This is a genomic window from Neptuniibacter sp. QD48_11, from assembly GCF_047778095.1.
Classification (GTDB): domain Bacteria; phylum Pseudomonadota; class Gammaproteobacteria; order Pseudomonadales; family Balneatricaceae; genus Neptuniibacter.
On record NZ_CP180551.1, the window covers coordinates 242,698 to 260,446 of the forward strand.

The window sequence follows — 17,749 nt, forward strand, 5'->3', positions numbered from 1 at the left end:
AAGGTTGGATTAGCCTTTACCCTTAATACAGAAATAACTACTATATTTTTGAGAAAATTTCCCGCCCTTTATGTACAGATAGGCGCTGATTGAATCTCTCGATATAAGATCTAACTTGTTTGAATTTTGCTATTTCAGTTTCTTCTCCGGCACGGTAAACACGCTCTATCGTATCCAGCCAAGGCACTATGGCAATATCAGCAATAGAAAAGTCGCCGGCAATCCAATCCTGACCTTCTAGCTGGTTTTCGATCACATTAAGTAGGCGTTTTGCTTCGTTGATATAGCGCTGTTTAGGCCGTGGATCTTCAATTTCACTACCGGCAAAGGCGTGAAAGTAACCCAGTTGCCCAAACATGGGGCCGACGCCGCCTACTTGAAACATCAGCCATTGCAGTACTTTGGCTTTTTCTGTGGCGTTGTTACCCATGAGTTTGCCGGTCTTTTCGGCTAGGTAGACAAGAATAGCGCCACTTTCAAACAGACCAATAGGTGTGCCTTCTGGGCCGTGCGGGTCAATGATCGCTGGGATTTTATTGTTCGGGTTGAGAGATAAATATTCTTCACTTTTGACATCGCTTGCTGCCAGCGTTACACGATGCGCCTCATAAGGGATTTGTAACTCTTCAAGTGCAATGGAAATCTTGACGCCATTCGGTGTTCCTAACGAATAGAGTTGCAGAATATCAGGATGTTGCGCTGGCCAGCGTTTAGATATTGGGTACTGAGCAACGCTTGGGTAATCTTTAGGATTGCTCATTTATGCGCTCACTAAGTCTGTCTGGTCTAAGAATGGATAGTCGTTATAGCCTTCGGGGCCAGGTGTATAAAAGGTGTCGGGGTCAGGCTCATTGAGTTCGGATGCCGTCTGGAAACGAGCGACTAGATCAGGATTGGCGATAAAAGGTACACCAAAGGCAACAGCGTCTAGCTGTTTATCTAATACCGCGGAATCCGCCTCTTCATAGCTGTAGCCCATGTTGCCAATAAGGTTGCCTTGGTAGTGTTCTCGGGCGATTGAATTAACATCGCCTTGTTGCTCACCCAAGAAGTCACTGCGCATAAGGTGCCAATAAGCCAGTTGGTAATGATTTAGCTTCTCGGCGAGCCAGAAGGTTGTTCCAACAGGATCGCTATCTTTCATGCTGTTAAAGCCGTTTAAAGGTGAAGTGCGGATACCCACTTTGTCGTTACCCCATACCTCACAAATCGCATCTAAAACTTCGAAAATCAGTCGAGATCGGTTTTCTAAGCTGCCGCCGTATTGATCTTCCCGCTGGTTTGTTCCATCGCGTAAGAATGAGTCGAGTAGATAACCGTTGGCTGCATGAAGCTCTACGCCATCGAATCCAGCTGCTTTGGCGTTGATTGCTGCCTGTTTGAAACCAGCAATGATCTCGGGAATCTCTTCTATCTGCAGCGCGCGGGGCGTTGTGTAGGGTTTTAGACCATCGGGCGTATGTACTTCATCTTCGATCGCTATAGGGCTTGGAGCGACTGGCTGAACGCCGTTATTTAGATCTGGATGACAGGCGCGTCCGCCATGCCATAGCTGTACAACAATCTTCCCGCCTTTCTGATGTACGGCATCGGTGACTTTTTTCCAGCCAGCTATTTGTGCCTCTGAGTAGATACCGGGTTCGTTGATAAAGGCGCTGCAGTTTTCCATCACCATAGTGGCTTCAGTAATAATCAAACCTGCAGTTGCCCGATCAGCATAATGCTGAACCATTAATGGGCTAGGAATATGATGGTTGTCTGCACGGGCACGGGTGAGAGGTGCCATCAAGATTCGATTGGATAGCTCAATACTTCCCAGTGAAATAGGGCTGAACAAGATAGGTTGTGTAAGCATAAATGGCTCTTTGTTAGTTGATCAACATGTTGATGACTTAGATAAAGAGCTCTAATTTGAACGGAAGTTCAATTTCAATTAAAGAAATATTGCATGTAATAGAACAGGCATAAAAAAAGCGGCTTAATAGCCGCTTTTTGGAATATATTTTTGCTTACAGCGCGTCAGGACCGCTTTCGCCTGTACGGATACGGATTACCTGCTCTAGAGGAGAGATAAAGATCTTACCGTCACCGATTTTGCCAGTATTCGCAGTTTTGCTGATCGCTTCAATCACTTGATCAACCATGTCTGTGTCTACAGCAATTTCAATTTTCACTTTTGGAAGGAAATCAACCACATACTCTGCACCGCGGTACAATTCAGTATGGCCTTTCTGACGACCGAAGCCTTTTACTTCAGTAACGGTAACGCCTTGGATACCAATTTCAGAAAGCGCTTCACGGACATCATCCAGTTTAAACGGTTTAATCACCGCAGTGACCAGTTTCATAATGCTATTCCTCAGTTGGGCTTGCTCATTCTATGGCCTGACGACCAAGCAGCAAATGTAACTATAGTGAATTATGCGTCTTAGTATACCTAGATAATTGCAAGATGGTATATGAACAGCGTATCGGATCAATCTCTTACAGAGCACTAGTGACGCAAAAAGGGCGCTTAGCGCCCTTTTACTGTTTTAGATCAATCTTACTTGCCAGATGTAAACTCTGGGTAAGCTTCCATACCACACTCAGAGATATCCACGCCTTCGTACTCTTCTTCTTCCGATACGCGTACACCCATGATTGCTTTAAGAGCTAACCAAACACCTAGGCTTGTAGCGAATACCCAAGCGAAGATAGTTAGTGCGCCGATGATCTGACCAGAGAAAGTAGAATCGCCGTTTGTTACTGGTACTAGTAGCAGACCTAGAAGACCTACAACACCGTGAACAGAGATAGCACCTACTGGATCATCAATTTTTAGTTTATCTAGCGTTAGGATGCTGAATACAACCAGCGTACCACCTAGTGCACCGAACAGAGTCGCTTGCAGTGCAGTTGGAGTAGATGGCTCAGCCGTGATAGCAACTAGACCCGCTAGTGCACCGTTAAGCGCCATTGTTAGGTCTGCTTTACCGAATAGTAGGCGAGCTACGATCAGTGCCGCGATCACACCACCTGCAGCAGCAGCGTTAGTGTTCATGAATACAACAGCAACAGCGTTAGAGTTCTCTACATCAGATGATGCTAGTACAGAACCACCGTTGAAGCCGAACCAACCCATCCATAGAATGAACGTACCTAGTGTAGCTAAAGGTAGGTTTGCACCTGGAATAGCGTTTACAGCACCGCTTTTTGAGTATTTACCTTTACGAGCACCTAGTACTAGAACACCTGCTAGGGCTGCAGCAGCACCTGCCATGTGTACGATACCGGAACCTGCAAAGTCAGAGAAACCAAGGTCGCCTAGGTTGTAGAAACCGAATACATCGTTACCGCCCCAAGTCCAAGAACCTTCCATTGGGTAGATAACACCTGTCATTACTACAGCGAATGCTAGGAAAGCCCATAGCTTCATACGCTCAGCAACTGCACCGGATACGATAGACATTGCTGTTGCAACGAAAACTACCTGGAAGAAGAAGTCTGCAGATGGTGCGTAAGTTGCTGGCTCTTCAGCACCTGTGAAACCGTCACCAGTGATGCCAGAAAGCATGTAGTCACCGCCGTACATGATTGCGTAACCGCAAACCAAGTACATAGTACAAGAGATCGCATATAGCGCGATGTTCTTGGTTAGGATTTCAGTTGTGTTTTTCGCACGAACTAAACCCGCTTCCAGCATGGCAAAGCCTGCTGCCATCCACATTACTAAAGCACCGCACACTAGGAAGTAGAAAGTATCTAGTGCGTATTTAAGCTGGGTAACATCACCCGCTGTTGAATTCAGTAGTTCTTCCATTGGTTTATTCCTCCAGAAGCAATCAATAAGTCAAAAAATTAAAGGGCTTCCGTACCGGTTTCACCGGTACGAATACGCACAACTTGTTCTACTGGCGTTACGAAGATCTTACCGTCGCCAATTTTGCCGGTTTGAGCTGCGCCACTAATCGCTTCTACAACTTGGTCGACAATTTCGTCAGACACTGCAGCGTCTACGCGTACTTTTGGTAGGAAGTCGACTACATATTCAGCGCCGCGGTATAGTTCAGTGTGTCCTTTCTGGCGACCAAAACCTTTAACTTCAGTCACAGTGATACCTTGTACCCCAATTTCAGAAAGGGCTTCTCGTACATCATCCAATTTAAATGGTTTGATGACAGCAGAGACCATTTTCATATTGCTATCCCCCGTAGGTAAAAATTCTGTTCAGTATGCGTTTATCGTTAAACAAACATAAATTCTGTTTGCGAAGGTTATAGCGAAGGTTGTGCCATGTTTGAATTATTCTTTAATTTCAATAGGTTATTTGTGTTCTAGGTTTTTTGTAAGGTTTTCGTGCCTTCTTGTGGGGCTTCTTTAGGTGCGCTGCAATATAAGGGTGCACCAATATGGTGCGATCTTGAATGGTGCAGGTTTGTTGTTATAGTGACAGGCAATATTTAATTGTTAGGGGTAAGTGGGATGATTAATCCACAACTAATAGAAGGCTTGAGTGAACAGTTTTCGAAATTGCTGTCTGGGGAAAATAAGCTTCCTGGGCAAGATGAGTTACAGCAGCAGGTGAAAGCAGTTTTGCAGGGCACGTTTGATCGTCTGGATATTGTTAGTCGTGAAGAGTTTGATGCCCAGAAAGCCGTATTGCTGCGTACTAGGGAAAAAGTAGAAACTTTAGAGAAGCAAGTTCAGGCATTAGAAGAAGCATTACAGGATAAGTAACCATCCTCTTAATTTCGCTAGCTACGTAGGTTAAATATGGATCATTTTGAACAGCAGTTATTCCTTCGTTCGCCTCAAGCAGTGCTCGTAACGGATCAGGCCAATAATATAGTGCAGGCTAATCCTGCATTTACCGAAATTACCGGTTATAGCCTAGATGAGGTGCAGGGCGAAAATCCGCGCTTTCTTGGGGCACGGGAATTAAATGATCCATTTTATGAGGATTTATGGCTTACCGTCAGCAGCGATGGTTGCTGGCAAGGTGAGCTATGGAATAGGCATAAGGATGGCACGGTTTATCCTGCGTGGTTCAATATCATGCGTTTGGAGAACGATCAGGGCCTAGTAACAGGTTATATGGCTCAGTTCTTCAATATTAGTCATCTTAAGAAAGAGATGAATGCCATCGTGCAATCAGCTCAGTTCGATGAACTGACTCATCTTCCGAACTGGGATATGTTCCAAGATATCTTGGCGAAACGCTTAGAGCAGAGTAAAGCGCAAGGCGAGCAGTTAGCTGTGATGCTGGTGGATCTGGACCGGTTTAAATGGATCAACGATAATCTAGGCCGCAGTGTTGGCGATAACTTGCTTCAAGAAGTGGCACGCCGTTTAGGAGGGGTGGTACGCGGTGATGATGCCTTGGCACGCTTAAGTAGCGATGAGTTTGTCATGATGATTCCGCTGGCTGATGGGGTTGAATCGGCTCTTAAGGTGGCGCAGCGGGTAGTTGATCAGCTCAGTCATGGTATTTTTGTTGAGCATCGGGAGATATTTATCAGTGGTAGTGTGGGTATCTCTGTCTATCCGGAGCATGCTGAGCGCCCGAAAGATTTGGTGAAAAAAGCTGATGTTGCGATGTACGCAGCGAAGCAGGGTGGACGCAATACGTTCCGAGTTTACAGTGAGTTAATGGAACGTAGTAAAGGACCACAAATTTTACGAGAAGAAGATCTAACCCAAGCGATCGTTAGTGGTGCTATTCAGATGACTTATCTGCCGGTTTATAGCATCTATAGCCACCAAGTGGTTGCTGTTCATGCACGACCAAGTTGGACTCATCCAGAATTAGGGCAGATTCCCTTAGCTGATTTCTCTGCTCTATTACAAAGCCCTGAATCCTTGCAACGTTATGAGCAGTGGCTAGATCAGGAACTGCGTGGTTTAGATGTGGTATGGGAGCGTTTTCCTAAGCTTCGTTTCATCTCGTTCCGTATCGAAAGCCAGCAATTGCAAAGTAAGGAAGCGGTGCAACGCTGGGTATCTCAGCTGAGTCACTATCAGCAGCAGGGCCGTTATATGGTTGATGTTGATATTAAAACGGCGCTTGAATACGAAGGTCAGCTGTTTGATCTATTAACCAGCGAAGCGCAACTGTCCGTGAGTGGCTTTGCTTGTGAAAGCCCTATTTTGGAGCAGCTTCAAGAGATTCAACCTGATCTGATTAAACTGGATGCCGATCTGATTATGGCGATGGGTAATGATGAAGGTCGTCAGAAGATCGTTGATACCGTTTTAGATATGGCTGGTCAGCTGGAGATCGAAGTGTTGGCCGATGGCGTTGCTACTGCGGGTACTCGCGGTCAACTGATGGGGCAGGGTTGTATGCTGATGCAAGGGCGTTACTTCGGTACGCCGTTGTCTTTGGAGCAGATCTTGGATCATTTGGCCGTAGAACATTAAATAATTAATCAGCTGCAGGGTTTTGAAAATGCTCTGTAGCTTTGCAAAACAGTACGCCAGAGCGATGCAATTGCTTCTGGCGTCTTAATTAACTCTTCCAAGGATGGAAGCTTATGTCTTTAGCGATAGCATATACGCGCGCGCAGGTAGGAATTGATGCACCTGCGGTTACTGTCGAAGTTCACCTATCTGGTGGCCTTCCAAGTTTTTCAATAGTTGGGTTGCCTGAGGCTGCGGTAAAAGAAAGTCGCGAACGGGTACGTAGTGCTCTGATTAATTCAGGTTTTGAATTTCCCCAACGTCGTATTACGGTCAATTTAGCCCCAGCTGACCTGCCAAAAGAGGGTGGGCGTTATGATTTAGCCATTGCTGTAGGTATCTTGGCGGCTACTAATCAATTGCCAGCCAAATCATTAGCTGATGTCGAACTGATTGGCGAATTAGCCCTTTCGGGTGAGTTGCGACCTGTGACTGGGGTATTACCGGTTGCGCTCGCGTGCCGCTCCGAGCAGCGTCATCTGTTGCTACCCGAGATGAACCAAAATGAAGCGTTAATGGCCTCGGACTTATCTGTATTACCCGCAAGTCACCTACTGCAAGTCTGTGCGCATCTACAAGGTTCTGAGTTAATTTCAGTTGCGCAGGCAAAAGATCAGCCTTTATCCACCGATGCTTTTGGGCCGGATCTGGGCGATGTTAAAGGTCAGGCGCAAGCAAAACGCGCTTTAGAGGTGGCAGCTGCGGGTGGTCATAATATTTTGCTGGTGGGGCCGCCAGGGAGTGGTAAAAGCATGTTGGCTAACCGTTTGCCAGGGTTGTTACCGCAGATGACTGAGCAGGAAGCGCTGGAGGTGGCTGCGGTTTACTCTATTACTCAAAGTAGTAGTGAAACTCGTTTACCCAGAAAGCGACCTTTCCGCGCACCCCATCACACAGCTTCGTCTGTCGCGCTGGTTGGTGGTGGTGGAAACCCGAAACCAGGTGAGATTTCATTAGCGCATCAAGGCATCCTCTTTTTGGATGAGTTGCCTGAATTTAGTCGCAAAGTGTTGGAAGTACTGCGAGAACCGTTGGAATCGGGTGAGATTTTAATATCACGGGCTGCACGGCAATCGACGTTTCCAGCGCAATTCCAGTTAGTAACAGCTATGAATCCATGCCCTTGTGGTTATTACGCTGATGGTACGGACCGCTGTCGCTGTAGTCCTGACCAGATAAGGCGTTATCAAGGCAAGGTGTCTGGGCCGTTGTTAGATCGTATTGATCTGCAGTTGAGCGTTCAGGCGCTGTCACAGCAGGAGATGATTGAAATTCCCCAAGCCCAAGAGTCCAGTCAGTCAGTGTGTGAAAGAGTGGTGAAATCTCGCCAAGTTCAACTCAGCCGCCAAGGCGTACCTAATCAGGCATTAACAGGGCCGCAGTTAGAAATACTCTGCCAGATAGAGCAAAAAGACAAAGAGATGCTCGCTAAAGCATTAGAGAAGTTGCAGTTGTCGGCGAGGGCTTATCATCGTGTATTAAGAGTGGCGAGAACTATTGCAGATTTAGCTGACTCCGAGAAGGTCGAGCGTTCGCATCTGATGGAAGCGTTAAGTTATAGGGTCGCGGCTAGAAGTAGTTTGAATTGATTGGTTGAATTACTGGCGTTGTAACAACATCTGTTTGAAGTCGCTAAAGCTAATCGGTGGACTGTAATAATAGCCTTGTATCTCATCGCATTCGTGCTGGATGAGGAAGTCTAGCTGTTCGCGGGTTTCTACCCCTTCAGCAATGACTTTGATATTCATGTTTTGTGCAAGGCTGATGATCGAGCGGACAATCTCAGCGGCTTCACTGGAATCCTGAACCTGACTGACAAAGGAACGGTCAATTTTAAGTGCGCTAATCGGTAATTTGTGCAGCAAAGAGAACGAAGAATAGCCGGTGCCAAAATCATCTAGGGAGAAGGTGATTCCCTTTTCAGATAGGGTATTCAGGCAGGCGCGAACATGTTCCTCGTCACTAAAAATAGCTGATTCAGTTAGTTCGAATTCCAGTACGGATGTATCGATCTGTTCCTGCTCGATAATACGCTTAATCATATCGACCAGCATGTCGTCTTTAAACTGGCGGAAGGATAGGTTTATACCGAGTTTTTCGATGGTTAGCCCAGCACTTTTGAGTTCTTGAAGGTGCTGGCCTGCTTGGTACAAAATCCAGTAACCAATCGCGACAATCATACCGTTGCTTTCGCACTGAGGAATGAAGTCTGCAGGCATGATTAAGCCCCGCTTAGGATGTTGCCAACGTATCAATGCTTCGGCACCGGATATTTTACCTGAGCGCAAATCAATTCTAGGCTGGAAAAATAGTCTGAATTGTTCAGAACGAAGTGCTGGCATCAGCTCAGCTTCGAGATCATCTGTATTCTTGGTGGCAACGTCCATACTTGGGCGATAGCAAGCATAGCTACAGCCATGGATCTGTTTGGCATTAAGGCGAGCAAGGCTGGCACGTTGGTTCAATAGGTCGACATCGTCCGCATGTTCGGGCGCCAGTGCAACACCAATACTGCAATTGAGTTGGGTCTCAATTTGATCATGTTTATAAGGTTGTTGCAGCGAGATAATCAGCTTGTTCAGGTATTCACGAACGGTTGCTTGTAGATCAATCTCGATAGATATATCGATAATAATGGCAAACTCATCACTGCCTAAGCGGGCAAAGAGTTCATCATTTTTGAGGCTGCTCTGAATCCGTTCACCCATCTCGGCAACAACCTGATCTCCGGTTGTAAATCCATAGTGGGTGTTAAACTTACGGAAGTCATCGAGATCTATGGTAATCAGTGCGAGGTGGTGCTGTTTTTCGGCTAGGTTATTCAGTTTTCGTAGTAGCGATAGGTAAAAAAACTGACGGTTGCCTGCTGTAGTTAAGGTATCTGAGTGGCGTAGTTGTTGGATCTCTGCATTCTGCTTGGCGGATTGTTCTGCGTGGCGCAGGGTTCGTAGCAATAGATCGGCATTAAGCGTATTAGTCGATAGGAAATCAGTTGCTTTCGCTTCAATCAGGGCTAGGCCTTGTTCCTCGCTGATGTATTGGTTTAAGACAATAATCGGGATATGAGGAACCGAGCTATAGATGTCGGCAATGATTGTGCTGCAAGGTAGAGGGCTGACGTTTTCGCTGAGAAGGATAAAATCTATATCGGAAATATGTGCACGTGCTAAGGCTTCGACCTGGTCTTCACAAAACATCAATTGATACAATGGAAAGCGCTCCAGTATCGATTGGATTTGCATGCGGTTTTGCTGGTATTTATCGACCAGTAAAACCTTTTTATGTTGACCGGGTAACTGTCTCAGCGCTGAGCGCATCGTTTACTTCCCCAACTTAGAACTACTACACGACACAAATCTTGCTACTGGGTATCTCCCTTAAAAGTGATTCGTGTCATAATTACTTATTAGCTTAATGGCAGATTAACATTCTGGAATAAATATTAAAACAAATGTTTTAATTCTTGTATTTCAGTATGTTAGTAGTGAATTTTAACCGGATTTCACGGTATCACAGGTTCGTTTTATCGGCTTCTTAATGCGAAGCTTTAGTGTTTTTTTGAAGGTTTTTTAAAAAATGTCACGATTAAATCCACGTCAGAAAGAAGCAGTGGAATACATAGGCGGCCCATTATTGGTGCTCGCAGGTGCTGGATCGGGTAAAACCAGTGTAATTACCCGGAAGATAGCTTACCTGATTAACCAGTGTGGTATTGCTGCGCGCAATATTGCGGCGGTGACATTTACCAACAAAGCTTCACGAGAGATGAAAGAGCGTGTGATGTCTCTGCTTCAAGGCGGGGATGCCAAAGGCCTGACGGTCGCGACCTTTCATAACCTTGGTTTGACCATTATTAAACGTGAATATAAGGCGCTAGGATTTAAGCCGGGCTTCTCGATTTTTGATGATCAGGATACTAAGGCACTGCTGAAAGACCTGATGCTGCAAAACAATGAAGAGAGCGACCAAGTGGATATGGTGCAGAACTGTATCTCCAATTGGAAGAACGAGATGCTCACCCCCGATGAAGCACTCGCTCAAGCGCAACTTCCACAAGATATTTTGGCTGCGCGTGCTTACGAAAGTTACGAACAGCACCTACGTGCCTATAACGCCGTAGATTTTGATGATCTTATCCTGATTCCTGTACGTCTGTTTGCTTCTCAACCTGAAGTGTTGGAGCGATGGCAGAATCGTCTGCGCTACCTGCTGGTGGATGAGTATCAGGACACTAACTTGTCCCAGTATCGTTTGGTACGGCAATTGGTTGGCCATAGGGGCGCATTAACAGTGGTAGGGGACGATGACCAGTCGATCTATGCGTGGCGTGGTGCGCGTCCAGAAAACCTCAACCAGTTAGAACATGATTACCCAAGCCTTAAAGTGGTTAAATTGGAGCAGAACTATCGTTCCACCAGTTTGATCCTAAAAGCAGCCAACACGTTGATCGCCAACAACCCTCACGTTTATGAGAAGACCTTATGGAGTGAGATGGGTATGGGTGATCCAATCAAAGTTATCCACACGCGCAACGAAGATGCCGAGTGTGATCGTATAGCGATGGAAATTACCGATCTACACCTGCGTAGAAATGTGCAGTTTAAAGATATGGCGATCTTGTATCGTGGTAACTTTCAGGCGCGTTTATTGGAGATGAAGCTTCAGCACTACCAAGTCCCATACAAGTTGAATGGCGGTACCTCTTTCTTCTCCCGTGCTGAGATCAAAGACTTGATGAGTTATCTCAAGGTATTGGTCAATCCAGATGATGATAACGCCTTTCTGCGAATCATTAATTTACCGCGCCGAGAGATCGGCCCGAGCACACTGCAAAAGCTAGGGCAGTACTCTTTAGACCGTCAGATCAGTATGTTCACTGCTTGTGATGAATTAGGCCTAGAACAGGTGATGCCTGCAAATGCCGTTGAGCGTTTACGCCGTTTCTGTACTTGGATGCAGCATATCTATCGCCAATGTCACAGTGGTGATCCGATAGCGGCTATCCACGAGATGATCCGTGATATCGACTACGAAGGCTGGATTGTGCAAAACAGCTCCAGCGAAGCGATGGCTGAAAAGCGGATGCAGAACGTCTGGTTCCTGATCGAATCCTTAAAGTCGACATTGGAGCGCTTGCAAGAAGAGGATCCTGATGCAGGTATCCAAGAAGCGATCAATCGCCTGATGCTTATCGACATGCTGGATCGACAAGAGGAAGAAGACGACTCAAACCGTGTGCAGCTGATGACTCTGCATGCCTCTAAAGGTTTGGAGTTCCCTCATGTCTACCTAATGGGCATGGAAGAGGAGTTACTGCCGCATCGAAACAGTATCGAAACCGATAATGTCGAAGAAGAGCGTCGCCTTGCCTATGTAGGGATCACCCGTGCTAAGCAATGTCTCACCATTACGCTCGCTAAACAGCGTAAGCAATATGGCGAAGTGATGGACTGCATGCCGAGTCGTTTCTTGGATGAGTTGCCACCTGAAGATCTTGAGATCGAAGGGGCAGGCGAGAAGTGCCAAGTGCAAAACCAGAAACGTGGTCAAGCTACGTTGAATAGCCTTAAGAATCTATTCGACTAAAAACCGCAGACACAAAAAAGGCCGCAATCGCGGCCTTCTTTATGCTCAGAACTAAGTGATTACTTAGCGCTGTCTAGCATGTGCTGAATCGCACCTTGGATCTCTTCATCAGAACAGTCAGCACATAGGCCACGTGGTGGCATTGCGTTGATACCATTGATAGCGTTCGCTAGAAGAGTTTCCATGCCTTTGCCTGCACGGTCAGCCCAGTCAGAAGAACCGTACATTGGAGCACCAGCTGCGCCAGTTGCGTGGCAACCTGCACATTTAGCTGTGTATACTTCTTCAGCAGAACGAGCTGCACCACCCGCAGGTGCTGCTGCAGGCGCGCCACCACAAGTGTCATCGCCTTCGATACAAACAGAACCAACTGCCTTGATTCGTTCAATTACTGCTTCATCGTTAGAAGTAGCTTGTACAGATGCGCTAAGAGCAACACCTAGACCTAAAGCAACTAAAGCTGAAGTGATTTTTTTCACAGTCACGACCTCTCAATCAACCATAAATTGTTATATGGGCAGCGTGGCCTGTCAGGATGCCCGGCCTCAAGAGGTGCTCAGGGGCGGATATTCAGACACGACTGCTCAAAGTTTCACCGGCTGCGGATTATAGCGATAAATAATCACAACTGAAATGGGGCTTTGGCAGTGGAAGCACTTATCGGCCCGATTTGAGTAAATATTTTGATCATTCTCTATAAAAAGGGCGAAAAACAGGCATCTACAGGAGATAGATCAACCTAAAAACATGCATTTAAGGAAATCTTGTTTATACTAAGGTCTAAACTCTTGGTTAGGAAACCTGAAATGTCCAGCAATGGAATGTCTGAAACATGCGCTTGCATCCAAGCAGACGCAAAGCCGGAAGAGATGGAAAGCTTCAACCTCCTGAGCGCTATCCCCAATCAACGTATTTACCGTTGCAGTAACTGCAATGCATTCCTTGCTTACACAGAAAAGACCCAAGAGTGGGAAGTCCTCCTACAAGGTGATTTAGAAACCGAAATCAAAACCTTGTACCGACCCGAGCCGACAGACGTTACTTTCGAATAATACTTGGCGAATCATATAGGCATGGGTAGAATACTGCCCGCAAACCTTCTTGAGTGCGCCTGTAGCTCAGCTGGATAGAGTAGCAGGTTCCGATCCTGTTGGTCGGGGGTTCGAATCCCTCCAGGCGCGCCACTTTTTCTATCGTAGTAATCTTTCTCCTCGCACTTCGCTGATTTAATGTACCGATCTGGAGGGTGAATCGAGCAGCGCGACATAACATCGGAGCTTACGACGATGGCCCGAAGGGTGAGCGCAGCGAATAATCCCGTTCTTATCTATTTCCTTTTGCTTTTTCCTATTCGATTTTTGCTACCCCATCCAGCCCAGCTACAGGTGCATGCCAAGAGTATTTGCGAGCAGTAAGTACCGATGGTCATAGTGTCGCAGGGAGTGTTTGTAGATCTGTTTCCGGTGGAAGGGTTCTACAAGCGAAAAATCATTCAGCTCTGCGTCAGCTGTAATCTATTATCAATAGACTCATCCCTACTTTGTTTCAGGAATATCAAAGATGAAAAAGTTCATAACAGGAATTGTTATTACATTTCTCTCAGTGTCATTACCGCTGACAGTTGCTCATGCTGACCCTAAAAACAAGGCTGATCGGGAAGCAGCTAAAGAGCAACGGAAAAATGAACGTGAAAGTATGAAGCGTGATGAAGAGCTTCTCAGAAAACAGCGTAAGCGGGATCTTGAGGATGAACGCGAAGCTTCGGAAAGAGATGGAAGAACGTGAGAGGGAAGCACGTAAAGAAAGTGAAAAGATGGAGCGTGAAGCGCGAAAGGATCGTGAAGAGTACGAACGCGAATTGAAAAAAGACCGTGAAGAAGCGCAAAGAGAGCGGCGAAAAGATAAGGCTGAGTATGAGAGGGAGTCACGAAAGGATTAACTTGATCTTTGTCCACAGCCTTTGGCTGTTCCTCTCATCCAAAGGAAAACTCCAAAACCGTTTGCGGGGCGTATTCACCGGTGGCTATTGTGCTGCATGAAGAACGTTCTGTAGACCAGTCTCCGAGGGAGACGGTCTACATGAGGGCTAACAGAAACAAATAAATTGCTTTGATTCTTTGCTTGGGCTACTAACAACCTCGTTTAGGATGACACTTTGTGCTACCTGAGCCTGAATCATCGTCAGTGCTGCTACTTGAATCGACGCTGATTTCTTCACTCAAGACCCATTCAGAAGAGCCTGCACTATTGGACGCTCGTAGACGGTACTTGTATGTTCCGTCGCTTGGGCTATGGGAAAAATCAGTAGTATCTGCGGAGATTTGGCTGTTATCAGAATTTAGCAAGTCAGAATATGCTCCCCACTTTTTACCACGTGCTTTTTTACTAACTTGTAACTCATACCATTCTTCTGTATCCACATCAGTCCAAGATAAAGAAACGTTTCCAGCTTCAACAAAAGGACTTAGGAATGTAGGTGCGTTTGGTGGTTGAAGTGTTGGTTCTGGGTCTGTAGGAGTTCCAGTAGGTAAGGCTTGCATTGCTAAATGTGCATCTACGATGCCCGTACCGCAACCGTTACATGTAGCAGGGAATGGACGAACATTTTCTTTTAATAGCTGCTCGATCTCTGCAGGGGTTATCGACGTATTTTCAGAATATAGCAGTGCAGCCAATCCAGAAATATGTGGTGCGGCCATACTAGTGCCAGCCATGCCTACATATCTTTCGTTACCAGGCCCTGTTATACCGTCATTGTGTGTCGAAACTACGTATGTGCTTGTGCTGGTACTTCCCTCACCGCCTGGGGCCGCTATATCAACAAGGTCGCCATAATTGGAATAATTTGCCTTGCCTCCGCTTCGGTTAACCGCTGCAACATTGATAACATTTGAACAGCTTGCTGGGGTGAAATTAGCTGTATTGGTGTTGCTGTTACCAGCAGAGACAACAACGCTTACGTTGTTAGAGACTGCATAATTAATAGCAGCTTGCATTGAAGAGTTGGGATCACAGCTACTGCTTCCCCCCAAACTCATGTTAATAACATTTGCACCGTTATCAGTTGCCCAGTGGATGGCATCTGCAATATCTGAGTAAGTTCCTCCGCCAACACCAAGCACACGAACATGCATCAGTTGAACGCGGTCATATCCCACTCCCGCTAATCCATTACTGTTGTTCGTTACGGCACCGACAGTACCTGCTACGTGAGTGCCATGCCAACTACTGTAGTCTGCTTTTGCTGCATTAGGGTCAATATTATCACCAGGGTCACTAGGATCAGAATCTCGTCCATTGCCATCATTCGCAATGTCGGCATAACTAATCATGTCATAACCAGGAATAGTATTAGCGTTTAAATCTGAGTGATCAGTACTTCCGGTGTCAAGAATGGCTACAACCGCTTTTTGGTAGCTGCCATCAAGGTTTTCCCATGCTTGTGTCACATTTAACCCACCCGGTTCGCTTGGGCTGGAGTTCGGCCCAAAGTAATGCCACTGGTAATCTTGAAGCAGAGGATCGTTAGGAAGTGCGAAAGGAACCATGTGGATGTCTGGCTCCGCATGGGAAATGCCTTCAATTTTAGATAATGCTTTTGCTAGACCTTTGGCTTGGTTGGGAGATTTTAGTTCATCAAGTTGAAAAATTAGACGCCCACTTGCTGTTTCGCGAAGAAAACTCATAGGTATGCCGGCTGCTTGGGAGAGGCGACCTGCTTCAAATCGACCATTTGCAAACTTATCGTCAAACTTAACAATCAACTGATCCGTACCCGTTGCAGTCGGCGCAGCGTATAGGTACATGGGAGAGGATGAAAGCAACAGCGATGCTAGAAGTGCTTTTGGAGTATTGATCTTATTGAGGGAAGGCATGATTGTTCCTCATTAGTTCTTATTTCAAAATCTCTATTGAATATTCAAGCAGCAATAAACGCACCAAAAAAACCAAAATCGTTAAATATTAATAGAATTTAACCATGCCTAGATTTTATCTATTTTAGAAAAAATTAATAGAAAAGATTTATTAAAATTTTATCTACATTTTTGTTCTAGCTTTCTGTTTTTATTACTTGCCTGTCGCACAGAAATGCTTGCACCAAAAGTGCTTAAAGTTTGTTTTTTTCTAGCTAGTCTTGAAGGGAATTGATCTAGGTTTTTAGTAAAATCACATAAAAAATAGTTGGACCTTTTGCTGGTCATATCCGTTATTGAATTAAATAAGAAGTATATAAATGAGATGCATTTTGTTTTGCAAAATGAGAAAAATTATTTTTCACCTATCATAACTGGATGATCGTTACATTTTTAGTGCAGGGGCGGCATAACCCTAATCAACTTCCCATTTCCCTCATCAGTCAAAAGATAAATAGCCCCTTCTTTATCAACTTCGATATCCCTGATGCGGAGGTCTAAATCTTCCAAATAACGATGTTCTTCGAATTTTTGATTCGTCTCTGAAGAACCGGAGGCCTTGGTAAGTCGATTAAGATGACTGCCCTTTAATGCGCCGATTAGAAAATCACCTTGCCACTCTGTGAATAGGTCTGCTTCATAGCGCACCAAACCTGAGGGAGCGATTGAGGGTACGTAATAATATTCCGGTTGCTGCATTCCTTGTTTATGTGTTCCTTCACCAATCGATGGCCCCCAGTACTCCTTGCCGTAAGTAATGATTGGCCAACCATAGTTTTTTCCTTTCTGGATTAGATTTAGTTCGTCTCCACCCCTAGGGCCGTGTTCATGAATCCAGATATTGCTTTGAGAATCGATAAACATCCCTTGTGGATTTCTGTGGCCATAGCTGTAAATACTTTCTGGGATAGGCTTGCCTGAGTTGTCTGTCATGCCTATAAATGGATTGTCTTTTGGGGTGCTACCATCTTTGTTGATGCGATGGATTTTCCCCGCGTGATCAGACAGATCCTGAGAGCGATGGCGTTGCCCTCTATCGCCCACGCTGATAAATAAGTTGTCATCTGCTAAGGCGAGACGTGAACCATAGTGGTGGACTTTGCCGCTGTATGGGAGGGCTGTGAATAATACTGTCCAATTGACTAATTCGAGGTCTGGGCTGAGTTCTGCAGAGGCCACGCGAGTAGTCGATCCTTTCGATCTGTCTTGGTGGCTGAAACTGACATATAGCTTTCGGTTGCTTGTAAAAAGAGGATCACTGAGCACGTCTAACAGCCCGCCTTGACCATCAGGGTTAATATCCTCAGGCCAGCCGGTCACTTTCTGTTTCTTGCCTGTGTTTGTATCGACAATCCAACCACCGACCTCTTTTTCTGTGATCAGCAATTCATGATCACTTATCCATGTCATGCCCCAAGGGTATTCGATACCTTGAGCTATGACCTTTGTATTTAGGTTGGTTGCTGCTGAGACGGGCAGTGATAAAGACAGTCCTGCTATAGCTATAAAAACTACTCCAAGAATAGGTCGTTTATATAAGTTCAACGCTCTCATCGAAATGGCCTCATTGAATACGCTATTGGTTGGTCATGAATAATTAAAATTCGTACGTCATGCTTTTAGAGATCAGATCATTAAGATTAGTTTAAATCAAAAGTGAGCGGGTTAACTGTTTTCTCATTTATAGGTTTCACTGTTCATTAATGTTTAGATTCTAAATAGCACTTTGCTTTCAAAACGTTAAACTCGCTACTCTCTTTTTAAACTGATACCTTTTGCAGGTAAAAATGGGCTTAACAATAAAAGGG

At 45.6% G+C, this 17,749-nt stretch carries 16 protein-coding genes and 1 tRNA gene; 8 read left to right on the top strand and 9 right to left on the bottom strand.

Translation table 11 applies throughout. The features are described from left to right. Positions 1-40: 40 nt before the first annotated feature. The 5 genes from ACMXYU_RS01085 to ACMXYU_RS01105 all read right to left on the bottom strand — a co-directional run bounded on the left by ACMXYU_RS01085 (position 41) and on the right by ACMXYU_RS01105 (position 4,179). A complete protein-coding gene (locus tag ACMXYU_RS01085; RefSeq protein WP_415899811.1) occupies positions 41-760 on the bottom strand; it encodes a glutathione S-transferase family protein in 720 nt (239 codons plus the stop codon). Further along, positions 761-1,855, bottom strand: coding sequence for an alkene reductase (locus ACMXYU_RS01090; RefSeq protein WP_415899812.1), 1,095 nt, complete (start codon positions 1,853-1,855; stop codon positions 761-763). 154 nt (positions 1,856-2,009) lie between these two features. Then, positions 2,010-2,348 carry a P-II family nitrogen regulator gene (gene glnK / locus ACMXYU_RS01095; protein ID WP_415889925.1) on the bottom strand — a complete coding sequence of 113 codons (339 nt, stop codon included), beginning with the start codon at positions 2,346-2,348 and terminating at the stop codon, positions 2,010-2,012. Between the two features lie 197 nt (positions 2,349-2,545). Continuing rightward, positions 2,546-3,802, bottom strand: coding sequence for an ammonium transporter (locus ACMXYU_RS01100; RefSeq protein WP_415899813.1), 1,257 nt, complete (start codon positions 3,800-3,802; stop codon positions 2,546-2,548). Between the two features lie 38 nt (positions 3,803-3,840). Then, positions 3,841-4,179: a P-II family nitrogen regulator gene (locus ACMXYU_RS01105; RefSeq protein WP_415899815.1), complete on the bottom strand. Its 339-nt coding sequence runs from the start codon at positions 4,177-4,179 to the stop codon at positions 3,841-3,843. A gap of 285 nt (positions 4,180-4,464) precedes the next feature. Between ACMXYU_RS01105 and ACMXYU_RS01110 the strand changes: the two genes are divergently transcribed. The 3 genes from ACMXYU_RS01110 to ACMXYU_RS01120 all read left to right on the top strand — a co-directional run bounded on the left by ACMXYU_RS01110 (position 4,465) and on the right by ACMXYU_RS01120 (position 8,030). Continuing rightward, positions 4,465-4,719, top strand: coding sequence for an accessory factor UbiK family protein (locus ACMXYU_RS01110; RefSeq protein WP_415899816.1), 255 nt, complete (start codon positions 4,465-4,467; stop codon positions 4,717-4,719). Between the two features lie 36 nt (positions 4,720-4,755). Further along, positions 4,756-6,402, top strand: coding sequence for a diguanylate cyclase domain-containing protein (locus ACMXYU_RS01115; RefSeq protein ID WP_415899817.1), 1,647 nt, complete (start codon positions 4,756-4,758; stop codon positions 6,400-6,402). Between the two features lie 113 nt (positions 6,403-6,515). After that, a complete protein-coding gene (locus ACMXYU_RS01120) occupies positions 6,516-8,030 on the top strand; it encodes a YifB family Mg chelatase-like AAA ATPase (protein ID WP_415899818.1) in 1,515 nt (504 codons plus the stop codon). Positions 8,031-8,039: 9 nt separating this feature from the next. Here the strand turns inward: ACMXYU_RS01120 and ACMXYU_RS01125 are convergent, their stop codons facing one another. After that, positions 8,040-9,758 (bottom strand): EAL domain-containing protein, encoded by a 1,719-nt coding sequence (locus ACMXYU_RS01125; protein WP_415899819.1) that lies wholly within the window; start codon positions 9,756-9,758, stop codon positions 8,040-8,042. Positions 9,759-10,017: 259 nt separating this feature from the next. Between ACMXYU_RS01125 and rep the strand changes: the two genes are divergently transcribed. Next, positions 10,018-12,027, top strand: coding sequence for a DNA helicase Rep (gene rep, locus ACMXYU_RS01130; protein ID WP_415899820.1), 2,010 nt, complete (start codon positions 10,018-10,020; stop codon positions 12,025-12,027). Positions 12,028-12,086: 59 nt separating this feature from the next. Here rep and ACMXYU_RS01135 read toward each other — a convergent pair whose 3' ends face one another. Continuing rightward, on the bottom strand, positions 12,087-12,506 hold the full coding sequence (locus tag ACMXYU_RS01135; RefSeq protein ID WP_415889933.1) for a c-type cytochrome: 420 nt from the start codon (positions 12,504-12,506) through the stop codon (positions 12,087-12,089). Between the two features lie 327 nt (positions 12,507-12,833). On the opposite strand from ACMXYU_RS01135, the gene ACMXYU_RS01140 reads away from it, so the two are divergent. The 4 genes from ACMXYU_RS01140 (at position 12,834) to ACMXYU_RS01155 (ending at position 13,966) form a co-directional block, all read left to right on the top strand. Then, positions 12,834-13,079 carry a hypothetical protein gene (locus tag ACMXYU_RS01140; RefSeq protein WP_415897346.1) on the top strand — a complete coding sequence of 82 codons (246 nt, stop codon included), beginning with the start codon at positions 12,834-12,836 and terminating at the stop codon, positions 13,077-13,079. Between the two features lie 55 nt (positions 13,080-13,134). Then, positions 13,135-13,211: transfer RNA gene (locus ACMXYU_RS01145), tRNA-Arg, on the top strand. Positions 13,212-13,587: 376 nt separating this feature from the next. Beyond that, positions 13,588-13,812 carry a hypothetical protein gene (locus ACMXYU_RS01150; RefSeq protein ID WP_415899821.1) on the top strand — a complete coding sequence of 75 codons (225 nt, stop codon included), beginning with the start codon at positions 13,588-13,590 and terminating at the stop codon, positions 13,810-13,812. Continuing rightward, positions 13,799-13,966, top strand: coding sequence for a hypothetical protein (locus tag ACMXYU_RS01155; protein WP_415899822.1), 168 nt, complete (start codon positions 13,799-13,801; stop codon positions 13,964-13,966). Before ACMXYU_RS01150 ends, ACMXYU_RS01155 begins: the two co-directional genes overlap by 14 nt. 190 nt (positions 13,967-14,156) lie before the next feature. Here ACMXYU_RS01155 and ACMXYU_RS01160 read toward each other — a convergent pair whose 3' ends face one another. Both ACMXYU_RS01160 and ACMXYU_RS01165 read right to left on the bottom strand, forming a co-directional pair. Next, positions 14,157-15,902 (bottom strand): S8 family serine peptidase, encoded by a 1,746-nt coding sequence (locus ACMXYU_RS01160; protein WP_415899823.1) that lies wholly within the window; start codon positions 15,900-15,902, stop codon positions 14,157-14,159. A 432-nt stretch (positions 15,903-16,334) separates the two neighbouring features. Next, a complete protein-coding gene (locus ACMXYU_RS01165; RefSeq protein WP_415899824.1) occupies positions 16,335-17,495 on the bottom strand; it encodes a PQQ-dependent sugar dehydrogenase in 1,161 nt (386 codons plus the stop codon). Positions 17,496-17,749: the final 254 nt, after the last annotated feature.

Excerpts from the sequence above, each read along its gene's own strand:
- ACMXYU_RS01085 (WP_415899811.1), bottom strand. The coding sequence starts at position 760 with ATGAGCAATCCTAAAGATTACCCAAGCGTTGCTCAGTACCCAATATCT.
- ACMXYU_RS01090 (WP_415899812.1), bottom strand. The coding sequence starts at position 1,855 with ATGCTTACACAACCTATCTTGTTCAGCCCTATTTCACTGGGAAGTATT.
- glnK (WP_415889925.1), bottom strand. The coding sequence starts at position 2,348 with ATGAAACTGGTCACTGCGGTGATTAAACCGTTTAAACTGGATGATGTC.
- ACMXYU_RS01100 (WP_415899813.1), bottom strand. The coding sequence starts at position 3,802 with ATGGAAGAACTACTGAATTCAACAGCGGGTGATGTTACCCAGCTTAAA.
- ACMXYU_RS01105 (WP_415899815.1), bottom strand. The coding sequence starts at position 4,179 with ATGAAAATGGTCTCTGCTGTCATCAAACCATTTAAATTGGATGATGTA.
- ACMXYU_RS01110 (WP_415899816.1), top strand. The coding sequence starts at position 4,465 with ATGATTAATCCACAACTAATAGAAGGCTTGAGTGAACAGTTTTCGAAA.
- ACMXYU_RS01115 (WP_415899817.1), top strand. The coding sequence starts at position 4,756 with ATGGATCATTTTGAACAGCAGTTATTCCTTCGTTCGCCTCAAGCAGTG.
- ACMXYU_RS01120 (WP_415899818.1), top strand. The coding sequence starts at position 6,516 with ATGTCTTTAGCGATAGCATATACGCGCGCGCAGGTAGGAATTGATGCA.
- ACMXYU_RS01125 (WP_415899819.1), bottom strand. The coding sequence starts at position 9,758 with ATGCGCTCAGCGCTGAGACAGTTACCCGGTCAACATAAAAAGGTTTTA.
- rep (WP_415899820.1), top strand. The coding sequence starts at position 10,018 with ATGTCACGATTAAATCCACGTCAGAAAGAAGCAGTGGAATACATAGGC.
- ACMXYU_RS01140 (WP_415897346.1), top strand. The coding sequence starts at position 12,834 with ATGTCCAGCAATGGAATGTCTGAAACATGCGCTTGCATCCAAGCAGAC.
- ACMXYU_RS01150 (WP_415899821.1), top strand. The coding sequence starts at position 13,588 with ATGAAAAAGTTCATAACAGGAATTGTTATTACATTTCTCTCAGTGTCA.
- ACMXYU_RS01155 (WP_415899822.1), top strand. The coding sequence starts at position 13,799 with ATGGAAGAACGTGAGAGGGAAGCACGTAAAGAAAGTGAAAAGATGGAG.
- ACMXYU_RS01160 (WP_415899823.1), bottom strand. The coding sequence starts at position 15,902 with ATGCCTTCCCTCAATAAGATCAATACTCCAAAAGCACTTCTAGCATCG.
- ACMXYU_RS01165 (WP_415899824.1), bottom strand. The coding sequence starts at position 17,495 with ATGAGAGCGTTGAACTTATATAAACGACCTATTCTTGGAGTAGTTTTT.